General features: G+C 64.6%; 9 protein-coding genes. 2 read left to right on the top strand and 7 right to left on the bottom strand.

Going from position 1 to position 19,217, the window contains the following annotated elements:
- Positions 1-41: 41 nt before the first annotated feature.
- From NKI61_RS28280 to hutI, 7 genes are all read right to left on the bottom strand, one after another.
- On the bottom strand, positions 42-1,814 hold the full coding sequence (locus tag NKI61_RS28280; RefSeq protein WP_023672897.1) for a glucan ABC transporter ATP-binding protein/ permease: 1,773 nt from the start codon (positions 1,812-1,814) through the stop codon (positions 42-44).
- Positions 1,815-2,158: 344 nt separating this feature from the next.
- Complete coding sequence (locus NKI61_RS28275; RefSeq protein WP_352841889.1) at positions 2,159-10,738, bottom strand: glycoside hydrolase family 94 protein; 8,580 nt, start codon at positions 10,736-10,738, stop codon at positions 2,159-2,161.
- 289 nt (positions 10,739-11,027) lie between these two features.
- Complete coding sequence (locus NKI61_RS28270) at positions 11,028-11,627, bottom strand: HutD/Ves family protein (RefSeq protein ID WP_352841891.1); 600 nt, start codon at positions 11,625-11,627, stop codon at positions 11,028-11,030.
- 12 nt (positions 11,628-11,639) lie between these two features.
- Complete coding sequence (hutU, locus tag NKI61_RS28265; RefSeq protein WP_352813380.1) at positions 11,640-13,310, bottom strand: urocanate hydratase; 1,671 nt, start codon at positions 13,308-13,310, stop codon at positions 11,640-11,642.
- 28 nt (positions 13,311-13,338) lie between these two features.
- The gene (gene hutG, locus NKI61_RS28260; RefSeq protein WP_352760948.1) at positions 13,339-14,151 is read right to left on the bottom strand and encodes an N-formylglutamate deformylase; all 813 of its coding nucleotides are present in this window, start codon (positions 14,149-14,151) and stop codon (positions 13,339-13,341) included.
- 1 nt (position 14,152) lies between these two features.
- Positions 14,153-15,691, bottom strand: a complete 1,539-nt coding sequence (gene hutH, locus NKI61_RS28255; RefSeq protein ID WP_023736403.1) for a histidine ammonia-lyase — start codon at positions 15,689-15,691, stop codon at positions 14,153-14,155.
- Positions 15,688-16,950, bottom strand: a complete 1,263-nt coding sequence (gene hutI, locus NKI61_RS28250) for an imidazolonepropionase (protein ID WP_352841887.1) — start codon at positions 16,948-16,950, stop codon at positions 15,688-15,690. Before hutI ends, hutH begins: the two co-directional genes overlap by 4 nt.
- An 88-nt stretch (positions 16,951-17,038) precedes the next feature.
- Between hutI and NKI61_RS28245 the strand changes: the two genes are divergently transcribed.
- A complete protein-coding gene (locus NKI61_RS28245) occupies positions 17,039-18,391 on the top strand; it encodes a formimidoylglutamate deiminase (RefSeq protein ID WP_352510767.1) in 1,353 nt (450 codons plus the stop codon).
- Positions 18,388-19,128: a histidine utilization transcriptional repressor HutC gene (gene hutC / locus NKI61_RS28240; protein ID WP_023724862.1), complete on the top strand. Its 741-nt coding sequence runs from the start codon at positions 18,388-18,390 to the stop codon at positions 19,126-19,128. Before NKI61_RS28245 ends, hutC begins: the two co-directional genes overlap by 4 nt.
- Positions 19,129-19,217: the final 89 nt, after the last annotated feature.

Here is a 19,217-nt window from a genome sequence, read left to right as displayed (position 1 = left end):
CCCTACGGGTCCGACCTCCCCACAAGGGGGAGGTAAAAAGCTTACGCCGCTTCGATATTCACGGTGCGGCTGAGGCGGCGGACTTCCTCGTCGTTGAGCAGGCCGCCGGCGCGCAGCAGGCTGGCGAAACGGCCATTGCGCAGCGACAGTTCGGCGAAGCCGCCCATCTCGACCACCTTGCCCTTGTCCATGAACACGACCAGGTCGGCGTCGCGGACGGTGGTCAGGCGGTGGGCGATGATGAAGGTGGTGCGGTTGCGCCTCAGTTCGTCGATGGCTTCCTTGACGCGGTCCTCGGTCTCGACATCGAGCGCGCTCGTTGCCTCGTCGAGCACCAGGATCGGTGCGTCCTTGAGCACGGCGCGGGCAATGGCGATGCGCTGACGCTCGCCGCCCGAAAGCTGGCCGCCGCGCTCGCCGACGACGGTGTCGTAACCGGCGCTCTTGGCAAGGATGAAATCCTGCGCGGCAGCCGCGTTGGCGGCGGCGTGAACCTCGTCATAAGTCGCCTCGGCACGACCGACGCGGATGTTGTCCTCGATCGAGCGGTTGAGCAGGCCGGCATCCTGGAAGACGGTGGCGATCGAATGACGCAGCGACTTGCGGGTCACCGTGCGGGTGTCGATGCCGTCGATCAGGATACGGCCATGAGACGGCGAGAAGACGCGCTGCAAGAGGTTGATCAGCGTCGTCTTGCCGGCGCCGGTCGGGCCGACGATGGCAACCGTCTGCCCGGCCTGGACCTCGAAGGAGACGTCGTCGACGCCCTGCCGCGAATTGGCAAACTCGAAGCCGACATTCTCGAAGCGGACATGGCCGGTGACGTTGGTGAGGTCGCGCAAGCCGTCCGGCTCGGCGGAGTCGGCGGCCGAATCCTCGAGGTGATAGAAATCCTCGAGCTTGGCGCGGGCTTCGGAAATCTGGTTGGCGAAAGCCGACATCTGGTCGAGGCGGGCAATCAGCAGCGTGGCAAAGCCGGTGAAGGCGATGACGTCGCCGATCTTGAGCTGGCCATGGGTGACCAGATAGGCGCCAATCAAAAGCACAACCATCATCGAAATGGTCGACGACAGGCGGTGCAGCGCATTGGCCATCGCCCACCAGTCGAGCACCGGGTTCTGCGCGTCGAGCAGGTTCTTGACATAGCGGCGCAGCGTATCGGCCTCGTGGCCGAGACGGTTGTAGCTCTGCAGCACGGCGACATTGCTGACCGAGTCGGTCACATGCGCGAACACCTGATGGTAGTGGCGCTCGACCGCGGCCTGGCCCGCCTTGGTGCGCTTCATCACAAGCCGGCCGATGCCGACATAGAGAACGCCCAGCGCCATCAGCACTAGCGACATGCGAAGATCCATGCTTATAGCGGTCGGAATCAGCAGAGCCAGCGCAACAGCCGTCGACAGATGCTGGCGCATGAATTCAAGCCACAGGCTGAACAGCGTCTCGACGGCGCGCAGCAGCGTGTGCAGCGCGTTGGAGGTGCCGCGCTGGTGGTGCCAGGCGAGCGGCATGGTGATCACGCGCTCGAACGACTGGCACAGCACCTCGCTGCGCCGCTTGTGGGCAAAACGGTCGGCGCCGCGCGCCACCAGCACGAAGGCGACGATGTTAAAGGCGCCGAGACCGGCCCAAAGCGCCAGCGTCGAAAACACCGAACCCTTATCGGAGATGGCGTCGATCACCCGGCCGAACATGATCGGCTCGAGGATGGCGATAATGGCGAGCGCGACATTCGCACCGCAGATAAACGCAACGCGCTTCCTGTCGGCTGCGAGATACCCCAGCGCTCTCCAGTAGATTTGCAGAAGCGACACTTCAGCTACTCCGCCCAAAACATTATTGTGCACCGCACCATTTCTTGACACGTACCGGTTAACGGGTCGCAAAACAATGCCCGTCTACCTCTTCCGTTCCCATTCTGCGAACAAAAGATGACGACGTTGCGAAATCTGCCGTGATCACCTAACGGTTTGAGATAAAAGGTGAAATGTCAGTCTTGCGGCAAAATCGTGGCAGGATCTAGCGCTGCCACATTTTTAGTCACTGCACGCTTGGACCGCCGGTATCCGGGAACGCACGCCGTTCTGCGCCAGGAGCATGCCGAAGTAGAAAACGCGCGCCTCGAAAGGCGCGCGTCAATAATCTGAAGCCTTTGATTTTACGCGGGTATCTTGACGACCACCTCGATCTTGTCGCCGGCTTTCGGCTGAAAACCTGAAGACTTTGTCTTGGTTCCATTCACTTCGAGCGAGATGGATTTGGCCTTTTTGTCGCGGATGACGCGAACCTTGATCTCCGCCCCCAGCATCTTGAGCGTGGCAGAATAGCCGTCCCAATGGCTGGGCAGTTTCGGCCGGAACGTGATCTGCTTGCCCCGCCGCTCGATGCCCAGAATGCCTTCGACCGCAGCACGGTAGAGCCATCCCGCTGAGCCCGTATACCAGGTCCAGCCGCCGCGACCACCCTTGCCCTCACCGGAATAGATGTCGGCTGCGACGACGTACGGCTCGACGCGGTAATGCTCGGCCGATGCATCGTCGAGCGCATGGTTGACCGGGTTCAGCATCGAGAAGCAGCGATAGGCATCGTCGGTGCGGCCCATTTCGGCGAGCGCGATGACGAACCAGGTCGCCGCATGGGTGTACTGGCCGCCGTTCTCGCGCACGCCCGGCGGATAACTCTTGATGTAACCAGGGTCCTTTCTCGTGTTCTGGAAGGCCGGGGTAAACAGTTTGACGATCTTGAGCTTGTCGTCGACCAGCAGGTTCGTCGCCTGCTGCATCGCCGTGGTCGAGCGCGCGGGGTCGCCCTCGCCGGAGAGCACGCTCCACGACTGCGCGATGGAGTCGATCTTGCACTCGTCCGAATTGTGCGAGCCAAGCGGCGAGCCGTCGTCGTAGCTGCCGCGGCGATACCACTGGCCGTCCCAGGCGGTGCTTTCCAGCGCCCGCTTCAGCACATCGGCATGTTTTGTCCAGGCCTGCGCCCGCTTGGTGTCGCCCTGCCCCTTGGCCACGGTGGTAAAGTCGCCCAGCGTCTTCAAAAGGAACCAGCCGAGCCAGACACTCTCCCCCTTGCCGGCTTCGCCGACGCGGTTCATGCCGTCATTCCAGTCGCCGCCGAGGATCAGCGGCAGCCCGGCCGGGCTGCTGCGCTTGACCGCAAGGTCGAGCGCGCGCGCGCAATGGTCGTAGAGCGAAGCGTTCGTCTTGGAGATTTCCGGCGTGAAGAAGGCGTCGTGCTCGCCCTCGCCCAGCACCTGCCCGTCGATGAAAGGCAGCTGCTCCTTCAGGATCCCTGTATCGCCGGTCACCTCGATGTAGCGATTGGTGGCATGCGCCAGCCAGACCACATCGTCGGAGATCATGGTGCGCACGCCGGCGTCGGTGCGCGGCAACCACCAATGCTGGACATCGCCTTCGGGGAACTGCCGGCGCGCCGCATTGAGGATCTGGTCGCGCGCCAGTTTCGGATCATGCGCAAGCAGGGCCAGCGTGTCCTGCAGCTGGTCGCGGAAGCCGAAGGCGCCGCTTGCCTGATAAAAGGCCGAGCGGGCGCGGATGCGGCAGGCCAGGCTCTGATAGGGCAGCCAGTGATTGACCATGGCGTCGAGCGCCTTGTCGGGCGTCTCGACCTGGATGGTGTCGAGGAAGCCGCGCCAGACGCGTTCATTGTCGGCCAGCCGCTGGTCGAAATCCTTGCCCGAATGGGTCTGCACCAACGCGCTCGCCTCGGCTGATGTGGCGGCGTCGCCAAGCAGCCAGACCAGCGTGACGTCGCCGCCGGCGGGGATGTCGATGTCGCTGGCGACAGCTGCGCACGGATCGTCGCCGGCCTCGACGCGGCCCGACAGGCCGGCGCCGCTGACGACGGCGTGCGGGAAGGCGCTGGTGCCATGCCTGCCGATGAACTCGCCGCGATCGGCTGTCACCGAATGCACCGGACCAGTGGCGGCCAGGAAGGCCACCCGGTCGCCGAAATCGAGACCGTAGGGGTTTTGCGCCAGAAGCGCGCCAGTCGCTGGATCCCTGGACGGGATGATGGTCGCAGCAGTGCTCGAGCGATGGCTGCCGAGGACCCATTCGGCATAGGCATAGACGCGCAGCCGCGCCGGCGCCGAGCCTGAGTTCTGGATGCGCAGCCGCGTGATCTTCACTGGATCGACGGGATCGACGACGTGCGTCAGATCCATCGACAGCGGGCCGCGTTTGGACCGGAAGGTGGAGAAGCCCTGGCCGTGCCATGTCTCATAGGTCATCGAGGGATCGCGGACCACGGCAGCCAGCGGCGAGAATGCCTTGCCGCTGGCCTGGTCGTAGATGTAGATGCCCTCGCCCGGCCGGTTGGTGACCGGATCGTTCGACCATGGCGTCAGCTGGTAATCGCGGCTGTTGCGGCTCCAGGTGAAGGCAGCGCCTTCGGCCGAGACATGGAAGCCGAACGAGGCGTTCGAGACGACGTTGATCCAGGGCTGCGGCGTCGAGCGCCGGCCGGCAAGGCGGGTGACATAGTGGCGGCCGTCGCCCTCGAAACCGCCAAAGCCGTTCCATTGGCTGAGGCCGCTGCCGTCGGCGCTGCTGTCGGACGCGGCATGGTATGCAGGCGCCGCCGGCACCGGCAGAGACGGCTCGCGCAGTGACGCGGGGGGCGCCGGCTGCAGGCCATCGCGTGCTTGCAAGGCTGCCGCCTCGGCGCGTTCGATCTGGTCGAAGATGGTGCCGTTGCGCGTGTGCAGAACCACGCGGGCAACCGCCAGCAGCGTCTTGTAGGTCGCCTCGTCCATCAGGTCGCGTCGCACGGCGAAGATGTGCTGGCGCGGCCCGAGTTCCTTGCCGCGCAGGCGGCTGTTTTCGCACAGTGTTTCGACCGCGCGCTGCAGGTCCTGGACATAGGACGATGCCTGCTCGTTGACGACCACGAAGTCGATCATCATGCCGCGGGCGCGCATATACTCCTGGAAGCGCAGCGCCTGGGCGACAATTTCGAGGTCGGCCACGTCGCCGATGCGGACCAGGAAGATCGGGAAATCGCCCGAAATGCTGGTCGGCCACAGGCTGGACTGCTTGCTCAGCCCCGAAGCGATGGATTCGCCGGGCAGGCGCAGGAACGGATCGGGATAGATCAGGAAGCGCGCCAGCTTCTGCACGTTGGCGGCGTCGGTCAGGCTCAGACCAAGATGGCGGGTCTGCACCTGCGAACGCGTCCAGGCAAGCATCGCCTGGCGGGCAAAACTTTCGGGATGGTCGAGCCTGGCGATGGCCTCGTCCAGTTCGGCGCGGTTGGCGCCGACGGCGGTCCAGAAGGTCAGCGATATCTTCTTGTTGGCCGGCACCCGCACCTGGCGGCGCAGGGCCGCTACCGGATCGAGGGTGAAGCCGTGGTGACCGCCAAGCTTGGCGCCGGGATCGAAGGCCGCCGCTTCCGCGATGGTACGGCCACGGCCGATGAAGGCACGGCGGTCGGTTTCGGCCTCGGCATCGCGCGCCGACCCGGACGGATCGGTGACGAAATGCACCATGGTGACGTCAGGCTCGTGCTTGTCGCGCTTGCGCCTGGTGGCAAAGATGGCGCCGTTATTGGCAGCGATCTCGGTCTCGATAAACATTTTCGAGAACGCAGGATGGGCATTGTCGGAGGCTTCGTTGCCCAGCACCAGCTCGGCAAAGGAGGTCACCTCGATATGCCGGTCAGTGGCGCCGTCATTGTAGAGCGTGACGCGCCGTCCCTCGCCATTGCCTTCCGAGATGACGATGCATTCGACCTCCGAACGCAGCGAGCCCACTGTTTTGACGAAGCTCGCCTTGTCGTCGGAAAACAGCGTTTGCACTCTCTCGCCGGTCGCCTGCTTCGGCTCTGCGGTGGCCGACCACCAGTCGCCGCTGCCGGCGTCGCGCAGGAAGATGTAGGAGCCGAGCCGGTCTTCGGTCGGGTCGGGCTGCCAACGGGTGACGGCGAGTTCGCCCCAGCGGCTGTAACCGGAACCGGTGGCCGAGACCATGACGGAGTAGCGGCCATTGGACATGACGCTGGTGGCGCGCAACGCCCTCAGCGGGTCGAGGATAATGCGCGAGTCCGGGCTCTCGACCTCGGTCTCGTCCTTCGAACGCTCGTCGGCTTCGGTCCTGACCGTGGCGGTCGGGATGTCGCGCGGCGCCCTCTCCTGCAGCAGGAGTTCGGCAGACTCGATCACCGGATCGCTGTGGAAGCGGTCGCGTAGCCGGCCCTCGAAGATGGCGTCGGCAACGGCGGCGATCGACATGCCGGAGTGGTGCGCCATGTAGTTCAGGACAACAGCGTGGTCGGTGCCTTCTGGCACGCGCTGCGGCGTGAAGTCGACGGCGTCGTAAAAGCCATGCCGGCCGAGAGCGCCGATGGAGCGCAGCCTGGCCAGATTCTGGACGGATTCGCGCGGTGTGAACTGCGCCGCGAGGATCGTGGCGTAAGGGGCGATCACCGTGTTCTGGCCAAGGCCGCGCTTGAGGCCAAGTCCGGGCACGCCGAAATTGGTATACTGGTAGGTCAGTTCGCGGTCGCGGGCATTGTAGGCCGCTTCCGAAATGCCCCAGGGCACGTTCTTCGAACGCGCGTACTGCATCTGGCGCTTGATGATCAGCTTGCTGGTCTGGTTGAGGATCGACCCCTGCGGCTCCTTCATTACCAAAGGCGGCATCAGATACTCGAACATCGAGCCCGACCAGGACATCAGCGCACCCTGGAAGCCGATCTCGACAATCGGCCTTCCAAGCCGGAACCAATGCTCCGTGGGCAGGTCACCCTTGGCGATGGCGAACAGGCTGGTCAGCCGCGCCTCGGAGGCGAGCAGATCGTAGCAGCTCTCGTCCAGCTGGTGCTCCTCGACCCGGTAGCCGATCGACAGCAGTTTGCGCTCCTGACGCATCAGGAAAGAGAAATCCATCTCGAAGGCATAGCGGCGGCAGCGTTCGCGCAGCGCCAGCAGCTTGGCGCGCAAGGCTTCGACGGCGTTTTCGTCGCTGTGCGAGTCATGCACATGCGCCTCGCAGGTCGCTTCCAGCCGTGCCGCCCAGTCGGCGATAATGTCGCTCCGCTGCGATCCGGCCTCGGTGTGGATGGCGGTGGCGAGCTTGCGGATCTCGCCGGCAAGCACGGCCAGGTTGATCGTGCGGATCGAGGCCATCTCCGGCTGCGCCTTGATGGTCATGACGGCGCGCCGCATGCCGTCGAGGCGGTCGGCCAGACGCTGGCGCAACGGCCGCAGTTGCCGGCGGTCGTCAGGCAATTCCTCGAGGCTCTCGTCGAGGATGCTCACCGTGTCGAGGACGCCTTCGAAATCCCCCTGCAGGTGAACGGACGGGGCTTCCGCCCATTCGGCGCAGGCAGCCGCCACCGCGACCAGATGTCCGGCGAGATTGCCGCTGTCGACGGCCGAGATGTAAAGCGGATAGAGCGGCTTGAGCGTCGTGGTGTCGTACCAGTTGAAGAGGTGGCCGCGGTTGCGCGGCATGCTCTCGATGGTCGTCATCGTGGCGTCGATGCGGGTGATGGCATCGGAGAGCGCAATCCAGCCGAAATCGCGTGCCGACACCACCGACAGCAGGTAGACGCCGATATTGGTCGGCGACGTCCGCGGCGCCACAACCGGCGCCGGGCTTTCCTGGAAATTGTCGGGCGGCAGATTGTGGTGCTCGGCCGTGACGAAGGTTTCGAAATAATGCCAGGTGCGGCGCGCCACGGTGCGTAGCGCGTGGATGTCGGCCTGCGATATGCGCAGGCGGTCCTCGGTCTCGGCCGAGCGGCTGATCCAGCAGGCAACCGCCGGCGAACCGATCCAGAACAGAGCGAAGAAGAAGGCGACGAAGGCACCGGTGGAATCGGCCAGCACGGGGATGGCGAGACCGACGACGCCGATGATCACGGCGCCATACATCATGCTGTAATAGGAGCCGAGATCGTTGTCGCCGCCCTTGTGCGCCTGCGATGCGGTGCGCCATTCCAGCAGGTTCTGGCGGCTGACGAACAGGCGGTAGAGCGTGCGCACGATGGCGTCGCCCATCATCCAGGCATTGTGCGCCATCAACAGCACTTTCAGCGCCACAAGGGCCGTGCCGAAGACGGTGTCGTGGGCCAGCGCGGAGAAATGGCCGCGCGGCGTCTGGTCGCCGCTCTTGGGCAGGATGGCGTTGACGACATCGAAGGTCGGCGCCATGAACAGCGACAGGATCAGCAGCGCCTGCCACTGCGCGGCCTGCGTGAAGGGCAGCAGCGTCCAGCCGGCAATCGCCGCCATCACCCAGAAGATCGGGGTCAGCGAGCGGCGCAGATTGTCGACCATCTTCCAGCGCGACAGCGCCGGCACGCCGGAACGCGGCGAGACGATGAAGCGCAGCAGCTGCCAGTCGCCGCGCGCCCAGCGGTGGTGGCGCGAGGCGTCGACCGAGTAGCGGGTAGGATAGTCCTCGACCAGTTCGACATCGGTGACAAGTGCTGCGCGCGCCAACGCACCTTCGAGCAGATCGTGGCTGAGGACGGTGTTTTCCTCGATGCGGCCCTGCAGCGCCGCCTCGAAAGCGTCGACGTGATAAAGGCCCTTGCCGGTGAAAGAGCCGTCGCTGAAGACGTCCTGGTAGAGATCCGAGACGGCAAAGACGTAAGGATCGAGACCGCTGTTGGACGAAAAGACGCGCTGGAAGAAAGAAGCGTCGTCGCCGCTGGTGAGCGAGGCTGTGATGCGCGGCTGCAGAATGGTGTAGCCGGCGGTAACGACGCGCTTTGTCGCGTCGAAATGCGGGCGGTTGAGCGGATGGGCGAGCTTGCCGACCAGTGACGACACAGCGTCGCGCGTGGTGCGCGTGTCGGCGTCGAGCGTCATGACATAGACGACCTTTTCCGGCAGCGGCACGTCGAGCGGCAGGAAGGTGGTGTCGCTATCGCCGCGCAAGAGAAGGTTCAGCTCATGCAGCTTGCCGCGCTTGCGCTCCCAGCCCATCCAGGCGCCCTGCGCCTGGTTGTAGAGCCGGCGGCGATGCAGGATATAGAAACGCGGCGCGCCTTCCGAGGGATAACGGGCATTGAGCCTGGCGATCTCGTCGCGCGCATATTGCAGGATCTCGATGTCGGCGGCGTCGATCTCGGTCTTGGAATCCGGCCAGTCGGACAGCAGCGCGAAATGGATTTCTTCGGCCGTGTTGGCGAGGTGATGCACCTCGATGTTGCGGATGTTTTCCTCGACATCATCGCGCGAGCCGATCAGCGACGGCACCACGACCAAGGTGCGTGATGCCGCCGGAATGCCGTGCTTGTAGTCATAGCCGACGAGCCGCGTCGGCTTCAGGAACAGTGAAACAACGGTGTTGAAGAAGGCGAGCGCGCCTTCGCTGGCAGGCACCGCAAACAGCGCCAGCATCAGCGTGATGGATTCCACCGACAGGCCAAGATGGGCAAGCGCATTGCCGGAGACAACCAGCAGTAGCACCGTAAGCAGGAAGACCGGCACAACGATGCCGAGCCAGCCCGTGGCGGTGAAGGCTCGCTTGAAGGTCACATGGAAGGGCGGCCGGTAGCCGATCGCCTCTTCCAGATCCGGCCGGCGCGGGCCGACCAGGAAGAAGCCGACATCGGTATGCATGGCCGGATCGGCTGATGCATCCGGCACGCCGGAGGCATCGGTGACGCCGGGGACATGGCTGGCCAGCTCGATGGCCTTTTCGGCGACACGGAATTCGGACAGGTCGGAGCGGCGCGCCAGTTGCTCGATCGACGTGCGGTACTGGTCGCGCGAAAAGAAATCGAGCGCGGCGAAATCGGTGCGCTCGCGCAACAGCGTGTCGATGCGGCTGACGCCCTCGAACCACACCGTCCAGTCGACGTCGTTGATGAGGCGCAGGCCGCGGATGATGTTGCCGGTGGTGACATTGCCGCTGGACAGCGTGCGATGCTCGGAAATGATGATTTCCTCGGCGTCGGAGCCGGTTTTCTCGAGCTCGACCTCCAGCCATTCCAGCGCCCTGCCGGCATTCTGCGAGCCGTCGCGCAGGCGGTAGAGCAACTGGGTGGCGAAGGTGGTGTCCTGCGCATGCGCGCCGTAGCCCGACAGGATCTTCCGGCGGTCTGCATTGTCGTCGGTCGCCAGCACGCGGTCGGCGACCTCGTTGGCGATATGGCGCATCTGCCTGGTGCGGTCGACGCGCACGGCGATGCGGCGCAGATTCTCGATTAAAACGAAGCGCAGCAGCGACGGCAGCGCCCACAATTCGCCGATCTTGAGCGGCTCGACCGACTGAAAACCCTCGACGATGGATTTGAACATGGTCGCCGAAACCGAACTGTCGGAATGGGCAACATAGCTCCAGGCCAAGGCCAGCGCGCGCGGCACCGCGGCGCGATCGGCAACTTCCAGGGTCGGCAACTGCCGGTAGAAACGGCGCGGCAAGTCGCGCTTCACCTGAAAAATGGTCTCCTCGACGAGATAATTGTTGTCGAGCAGCCATTGCGCGGCAGGCGTGATGGTTTCGCCCTTGGCCTGGGCGGCATTGGTCGAGCGGTAGACTTCGAGGATTTTCTTGGCGCTGTCGCGGATGCGGGCCTGGAAATCGAACGGCGTCAGGCCGAACAGGTCCTTGATGTCGCCCTTGGCGAGGCTTTCGCCCAGCGCGCGCAGCCGCTCTTCGGGCAGGAAATTGGAGCGTATCGGCTCTTCGGTGATGACCGGGAAGCCGGCGCTGGACTTTTCGATTTGGGCAGGATTTGTCTGGATATTCATTGAAAATTCCGCATGGGGGACGCGATGCGGCGCCACCGCCACGGCAATGTCCCTAAAACCGATTCAAATGCAATTGGTTGCATGATTACACTGGCCGAAAGTTTTGCTTCGCACCACGCCAGAGGCGTTATCCCTTCGACATTTTAAGTGGGGCTTTCGACAACTCAAGGACGAGCACCCCTGCCCTCCCGTCCGCCTTGGAACGACGGAAGGATTCGGGCTTTTTCGTGATCCAGACAACAGCTTACGCCAGATTTCTCCGGCGTGCGATCATGTTTGGCAACAGGCGTTAATCGTTGTGCTGGCGGTGCGGCTGGCCCAGCCTGGCTATCCGGATGACGAACACGGTCGTCGGCCGTACCGGTTCAACCCCTAGTTTCGCCTGCGGACCGAGCAACAGCGTGTCGAGGGGTCCAAGACGAGACGATGTCGGGCCGCTGAGGCCGACCTCGCCGTCGAACGGCAGGATCAGGGTCATAGCGCTGGTCGGCCGGATATCGGTCGGAACCGAGAACACCAGGCGCTCGACCGTGTGCGTGGCCCGCGCGCGGCGGGTCATGACGTTGAGGTCGGTGATCGGACCGGAGATCAGCGCCGCCGTGGTCGGCACATCGGCCGGGAAGGACAGCGGGGCGGAAGCCGCCGTCACTTCGGCCGGCGGACGGCCGGCAATATCAAGCACGATACCCTCGCCTTCCAGCACGGCAAGCGTGCGGTCGACGCCGGCAAAGCCCGAGAACGGGCCGCTGCCCTCGACTCGCGCCATCGAAACGCGCCAGTCGAAATCGTCCAGCCCGGCGCCGTCCGGCGAGACGGCGATCTCGGTGGTCGTGCCGCCGCCATTCTTCCACGGCATGACCCGGTAGTCGGCGGCCCGTAGGATGCGCATCATTTAAGCCAATCAGCCTAAAATACCGGGCAGATTGAGCTGGTGCTCCTTCGCGCACTCGATGGCGACGTCGTAGCCGGCATCGGCGTGGCGCATGACGCCTGTCGCCGGATCGTTCCACAACACGCGCTCCAGGCGCCTTGCTGCGTCCGGCGTGCCGTCGGCGACGATGACCATACCGGCGTGCTGCGAGAAGCCCATGCCGACTCCGCCGCCATGATGCAGCGACACCCATGTCGCGCCCGACGCGGTGTTGAGCAACGCATTGAGCAGCGGCCAGTCGGAGACGGCGTCGGAGCCGTCCTTCATCGCTTCCGTCTCGCGGTTGGGCGAAGCCACCGAGCCGGAATCGAGGTGGTCGCGGCCGATGACGACGGGCGCCTTGAGTTCGCCCCTGGCCACCATCTCGTTGAAGGCGAGGCCCAGCCTGTGGCGGTCGCCGAGGCCGACCCAGCAGATGCGCGCCGGCAGGCCCTGGAAGGCGATGCGCTCACGTGCCATGTCCAGCCAGTTGTGCAGATGGGTGTTGCCAGGGGTGAGTTCGCGCACCTTGGCGTCGGTCTTGTAGATGTCCTCGGGATCGCCCGAAAGGGCGGCCCAGCGGAACGGGCCGATGCCCCGGCAGAACAGCGGCCTTATATAGGCCGGCACGAAGCCCGGGAAGGCAAAGGCGTTCTCGAAGCCTTCGTCCTTGGCGACCTGGCGGATGTTGTTGCCATAGTCGAGCGTCGGCACGCCGGCATTCCAGAAATCCACCATCGCCTCGACATGCTCGCGCATCGAGGCGCGGGCGGCCTTCTCGACAGCCTTGGGATCGGAGACGCGCTTCTCGCGCCACTCAGCCATCGTCCAGCCCTTGGGCAGATAGCCGTTGATCGGGTCATGCGCCGAGGTCTGGTCGGTGACCATGTCGGGGCGGATGCCCCGCTTGAACATTTCCGGCACGATGTCGGCCGCATTGCCGAGCAGGCCGACCGACTTCGCCTCGCCGGCATTGGTCCAGCGCTCGATCATTTCCATCGCTTCGTCGAGCGTCTCGGCCTTCTCGTCGACATAGCGGGTGCGCAGCCGGAAATCGATCGAGTCCGGATTGCATTCGATGGCCAGGCAGCAAGCGCCGGCCATGACGGCGGCAAGCGGCTGGGCGCCGCCCATGCCGCCGAGGCCGCCGGTCAGGATCCATTTGCCCGTAAGGTTGCCATTGTAGTGCTGGCGGCCGGCCTCGACGAAGGTCTCGTAGGTGCCCTGCACGATGCCTTGCGTGCCGATATAGATCCAGGAGCCGGCCGTCATCTGGCCGTACATCATCAGGCCTTTTTTATCGAGCTCGTTGAATTTATCCCAGGTCGCCCAATGCGGCACGATGTTGGAGTTGGCGATCAGCACGCGCGGCGCATCGGTGTGCGTCCGGAAGACGCCGACCGGCTTGCCGGACTGGACCAGCAGCGTCTCGTCTTCATTGAGGGTCTTCAACGAGGCGACGATGCTGTCGAAATCGTTCCAGGTGCGCGCGGCCCGGCCGATGCCGCCATAGACAACGAGCTCATTGGGGTTTTCGGCGACATCGGGATCGAGGTTGTTCATCAGCATGCGCAGCGGCGCTTCGGTCGTCCAGTATTTGGCGTTGAGCTTGTCGCCGCGGGGCGCGCGCACTTCGCGGATGTTGTGGCGAGGATTGTTCATCATTGTCCCTTTGGAGTAAGGCGGCGTCTCAGCGCCCGGCCCAGTCAATGGCGGATTGGAGGATTTTCGTCAGTGTGGCGCGCATCGGCGCGGCGAACTCGGCATCATAAGGCACCGGCCAATTGTCCGGTTCGCCCTTGCCCTCGGGCTCGCGCAAATAGCCGCGATCGGCAAGTTCCATCTGCAGCGCATGGTAGCCGCCTTGCGGATTGCCGAAATAGCGGGTGATCCAGCCGCCCTTGAAACGACCGTTGATGACATTGCTTTCACCGCTCTCGGCCATGATCTGACCAACCAGCGCCTGCAGCGTAGGATCCGCGGTCTGGCCGTCATTGGTGCCGAGATTGAACACCGGCAGCGTGCCGTAGAACAGGCGCGGCAGCACCGACCGGATCGAGTGGCAATCGTAAATGACGACCTTCTCATGCAGGCCGCGCAGCCTGACGGCCTGGGCCGCCAGCATTTCATGGTAGGGCATGAAATACGCTATGCGGCGCTGGTCTATCTCCGACGGCGTCGGTTCCGCGCCGGGCAGATACAGCGGATCGCCGTCGAAGGTCTCGGTCGGGCATAGCGTCGTTGTCGTCTGCCCGGGATAGAGCGAGGCGCCGGAGGGATCGCGGTTGACGTCGATGACGGTGCGCGAGATCGACGTGTGCACGACAGTCGCGCCAAGGCCGGCGGCAAAATCGTAGAGATTGTCGATCCACCAGTCGCAATCGCGGCGGCCGAGCCAGGGCGAGACCAGCCGATTGTCGATGCCGGCGAGATCGATACCCGTGTGCGGGATGGACACCAACAGGGGTGCCGTGCCTTCCGTCACTGTCAGCCAGTCGGTCATGTCAGACTCCCGAGATCGAAGGCAATGTCACCGCGCTCGCAGCCTTGATGGCAGCGCCGCTGCGCACCATGGCGATGGCTTTTTCCATGTCAGGGTGGAAATGCCGGTCATTGTCGAGATGCGGCACCTCGGCGCGGACCAGCTTGCGAACCGCTTCCAGAGCTGCACTCGACGCCAGCGGCGCATGGAAATCGCAGCCCTGCGCGGCGGCCAGGAGTTCGATGCCGATGACGGCCGTGGCGTTTTCGATCATGCCGATCAGCCGGCGAGCGCCATGTGCGGCCATCGAGACATGGTCTTCCTGGTTGGCCGAGGTCGGGATGGAATCGACACTTGCCGGATAGGCCTTCTGCTTGTTCTCAGAGACGAGCGCCGCCGCCGTCACCTGCGGGATCATGAAGCCGGAGTTCAGGCCGGGCTTCGGCGTCAGGAAGGCCGGCATGCCGGACAGCGCGGGGTCTACCAGCATGGCGATGCGGCGCTCCGACAGCGAGCCGATCTCGCAGACGGCAAGCGCGATCATGTCGGCAGCGAAAGCCACCGGCTCGGCGTGGAAATTGCCGCCGGACAGCGCAGTATCGTCCTCGGCGAAGATCAGCGGATTGTCGGTGACGCCATTGGCCTCGGTGCCGAGCGTATCGGCGACCTGGCGCAGCACGTTGAGCGCCGCACCCATCACCTGCGGCTGGCAGCGCAGGCAGTACGGATCCTGCACGCGCTCATCGCCGACGCGGTGCGATTCACGAATGGCGCTGCCGGCCATCAGGTTGCGCAGCGCTTCCGCCGTCTCGATCTGGCCGGGATGTTTGCGCAGGAGATGGATGCGCCGATCGAAGGGCGCGTCCGAGCCCTTGGCAGCGTCGGTCGACAGCGCCCCGGCGACCAGCGCCGACTGATACAGCACTTCGGCCTCGAACAGAGCGGCCAGCGCGTAGGCGGTGGAAAACTGCGTGCCGTTGAGCAGCGCCAGACCTTCCTTGGCGCCGAGCGTCACGGGCTCCAGGCCGTGCGAGACGAAAGCGACCTTGGCCGGGAAGCGGCCATGCGGTGTAAAGCATTCGCCGACGCCGATCATCACCGCCGTCATGTGCGACAGCGGCGCGAGATCGCCGGAGGCGCCGACCGAGCCCTGCGCCGGCACCATGGGGATGACGTCGTTGGCCAGCATCGCTTCCAGCAATTCGATGGTTTGCGGCCGTACGCCCGACGCGCCCTGCGCAAGGCTGGCGAGCTTCAGCGCCATCATCAGCCGAACCACCGAAACCGGCATCGGCTCGCCGACACCGGCGGCATGCGACAAAACGATGTTGCGTTGCAGGGTCTCTAGATCCTCGGCCGGAATGCGGACGCTGGCCAGTTTGCCGAAGCCGGTGTTGATGCCGTAGACCGGCTCACCCTTGGCGACGATGCGGGCGACTGCCTCGGCGCTGGCCTTGATTTTTGGCCGGCAGGAGGCGTCGAGCTTCGGCATGGCGCCACGATAGATAGCGCGCCAGTCGGCCAGCGTCGCATTGCCGGGCTTCAGGTTAAGTTCGGTCATTGTCCTCTCCAGATGCGGGCATGGAGCGGGTTGAAGCCCATGCGGTAGACGAGTTCGGCCGGACGCTCGATGTCCCAGATCGCCAGGTCGGCGGATTTTCCTGCCTCAAGCGTGCCGGTCTTGCCAAGCAGCCCAAGCGCGCGGGCAGCCTCGCGAGTGGTGCCGGCCAGGCATTCCTCGACGGTCAGGCCGAAAAGCGTCGCTGCCATGTTCATGGTCAGCAACAGCGAGGTCAGCGGCGACGTCCCGGGATTGTTGTCGGTGGCGACCGCCATCTTGACGCCGTGCTGGCGGAACAGGCCGACCGGCGGCTTCCTGGTTTCGCGGATGAAATAGTAGGCGCCGGGCAGGATGGTCGCCACGGTGCCGGCCTTGGCCATCGCTGCGGCGCCGGCCTCGTCGGTGTATTCGAGATGGTCGGCCGACAGCGCGCCATAGCGGGCGGCGAGTTCGGCGCCATGCAGGTTCGACAGCTGGTCGGCATGGAGTTTGACCGGCAGGCCAAGCGCCTTGGCCTTGTCGAAGACGCGGGCGATTTGCTCCGGCGAGAAGGCAATGCCTTCGCAGAACCCATCAACGGCATCCGCCAGGCCCTCGACGGCGATGGCGGGCAGAATATTGTCGACGATATTGTCGATGTATTCGTCCTTGTCGCGATAGGGCTCCGACGGCACGGAAAGATCGCCCAGATTCTGCGGTAGTGTGTGTGCGCCGAGAAAAGTGGTGACCACGGACACATCCCGCATTGTGCCCAGCCGCCGCGCCGCACGTAGCGACCATCTCTCATGCATATGGCTAAGGCCGTAGCCCGACTTGATTTCGACGGTCGTCACGCCCTCGGCAATCAAAGCGTCGAGGCGCGGCAGGCTCTGCCGGACCAATTCATCCTCGTGCGCTGCACGCGTGGCTTTGACCGTCGAGACGATGCCACCGCCGGCTCTGGCGACCTCTTCATAGGTGGCGCCGGCCAGCCGCATCTCGAACTCGTTGGCACGGTTGCCGGCATGGATGAGATGGGTGTGGCAGTCGATCAGGCCGGGCGTGATCCAGCGGCCTTCGCAATCGGTAGTCTCGCCGCCCTGAGCCAACGCTGACGGCATGTCGGCTTCCGGACCGGCATAGACGATGACGCCGTCACGGGCGACGATCGCGCCCTTTTCGACGAGGCCCAGTCCGGCATCGCCTTCGGCCATGGTTGCCAGGCGCGCATTGCGCCAAAGCTGAAGGCCCCGTGCCCGGCTTTTGTTCTGTGCCGCCATCATCTTTTTCCGTTGCTTGGATGGCGATTATGTATATACATATTGAAACGCACTGCAAGTGCATTGTTCATGGAACGCGGAGAAAAACGTGACGGCGATCTTTGCGGAACAGGCGCTGCTGGCCGATGGCTGGCACGACAAGGTGCGGATTTCGTTGAACGATAGTCGCATCACGGCAGTCGAGCCGGGCTCTTCGCAGCAAGCCGACGACGAACGCCACGCCATTCTGGTCCCCGGCATGCCGAACCTGCACAGCCACGCCTTCCAGCGCGGCATGGCCGGGCTTGCCGAACTGCGCGGTCCCTCCGCCGACAGCTTCTGGAGCTGGCGCGAGGTGATGTACCGCTTTGCGCTGTCGATGACGCCGGACCAGGTCGAGGCGGTCGCCGCACAGCTTTACGTCGAGATGCTGGAGGCCGGATTCTCGCGCGTCGGCGAATTTCATTATCTCCACCACGATCGCGACGGAAAACCCTATGCCAACCTTGCCGAGATGGCCGAACGTATTGCCGCGGCCGCCGGCGAAACCGGGATCGGCCTGACGCTGCTGCCGGTGTTTTATGCCCATTCCTCCTTCGGCGGCGCTGCGCCCAATGAAGGCCAGCGGCGATTCATCAACGATGTAAATCGGTTCGAACGCTTGCTTGAGAAAAGCCGCGAATCGGTTCGTGCGTTGAATCAGGCTGTCGTCGGCGTCGCCCCGCACAGCCTGCGCGCCGCGACGCCGGAGGAACTCAGCGCTGTTGCCGCCATTGCGCCGGACGGACCGATCCACATCCACGTCGCCGAGCAGGTGAAGGAGGCCGAGGATTGCCTGGCGTGGTCGGGTGCGCGACCGGTCGAATGGCTGCTCGCCAATGCCGGGATCGACAAGCGTTGGTGCCTGATCCACGCCACCCACATGACCGAGGCTGAGACAACCGGCATGGCCAGAAGCGGCGCCATTGCCGGGCTTTGCCCGATCACCGAGGCCAATCTCGGCGACGGCACCTTTTCAGCACCTCTGTTCATCGAACATGGCGGCCGCTTCGGCGTCGGCTCGGATTCCAACGTGCTGATCGGCCTGCCGGATGAATTGCGCCAGCTCGAATATTCGCAGCGCCTCGCACACCGCGCCCGCAATGTGCTGGCGGTGGCCGGCGGCTCGACCGGGCGGGCTCTGTTCGACGCCGCCCTCGATGGCGGCAGCACCGCACTCGGCGCCGGCCCGTCGCGGATCGCCGCCGGCGCCGCGGCTGATTTCGTCTCCCTCGACGAAAACCATCCTTCGCTGGCCGGAAAAAGTGGCGATGCGATCCTCGACGCCTGGATCTTTGCCAATGGCGGCAAGGTCGATTGCGTCTGGGTGCACGGAAAAAAACAAGTCAGCGGCGGCCGGCATGCAGCGCGTGAGACGATCGCCGAGCGCTTTCGCCATGTGATGACGGCGCTTTCGGCATGAGCATATCAGAGACAGCGGCGGTGGAAGGCGGCGGTTCGCTGCACCAGCGCATCCTGTCCGACATCAGCGAGAAAATAATGTCCGGCGCCTGGGCGCCGGGTCACCGCATCCCGTTCGAGCACGAGTTGACGGCCGAATACAATTGCTCGCGCATGACGGTGAACAAGGCGCTGTCGCAACTGGCCAAGGCCGGGCTGATCGAGCGCCGCCGCCGTTCGGGCAGCTTTGTCCGCCAGCCGCAGTCGCAGGCCGCGGTGCTGGAAATCCACGACATCAGGATCGAGGTTGAGTCGCTTGGCCTGGCTTATCGTTACGAGCGCTTGGCGCGGCAGAAAAGGCGCAGCAGCGCCGAGGATCGCGCCTTGCTGGAACTGGACGCAGCCGGACAGGTGCTGGCGCTTGAATGCCGGCATTTTGCCGGCAAGCGGCCGTTCGCGCACGAACAGCGGCTGATCAATCTCGCCGCCGTCGCGGAAGCCGCCGAGGAGGAGTTTCTCGACATCGCCCCCGGCCCTTGGCTGATTGGCCGCGTGCCATGGAGCGAGGCAGAGCACCGTATCCGCGCGGTCGCGGCAGACAGACATATTGCCGAAGCGCTCGACATCGCAACCGGCGCGCCCTGCCTGGTGGTCGAGCGCCGAACCTGGAGCGCCGAGCACCCGGTGACGCAGGTGAGGTTCACCTACGCCGCGGAGAGCCACACGTTGGTGGCGAGGTTCAGGCCTTCGCAGGGGTGATTACCCTCCCCCTCGAGGGGAGGGTCGCGGAGCAAGTGCCGCAAAAGGCGGCACTGGTGACGCGGGGTGGGGTCGGTGCAGCCTCGCCG

Source organism: Mesorhizobium sp. M0514 (assembly GCF_040321145.1).
Taxonomy (GTDB): Bacteria; Pseudomonadota; Alphaproteobacteria; order Rhizobiales; family Rhizobiaceae; genus Mesorhizobium.
The sequence above is the reverse complement of the archived record's forward strand: the minus strand, read 5'-3'. Positions and strand labels throughout refer to the sequence as shown.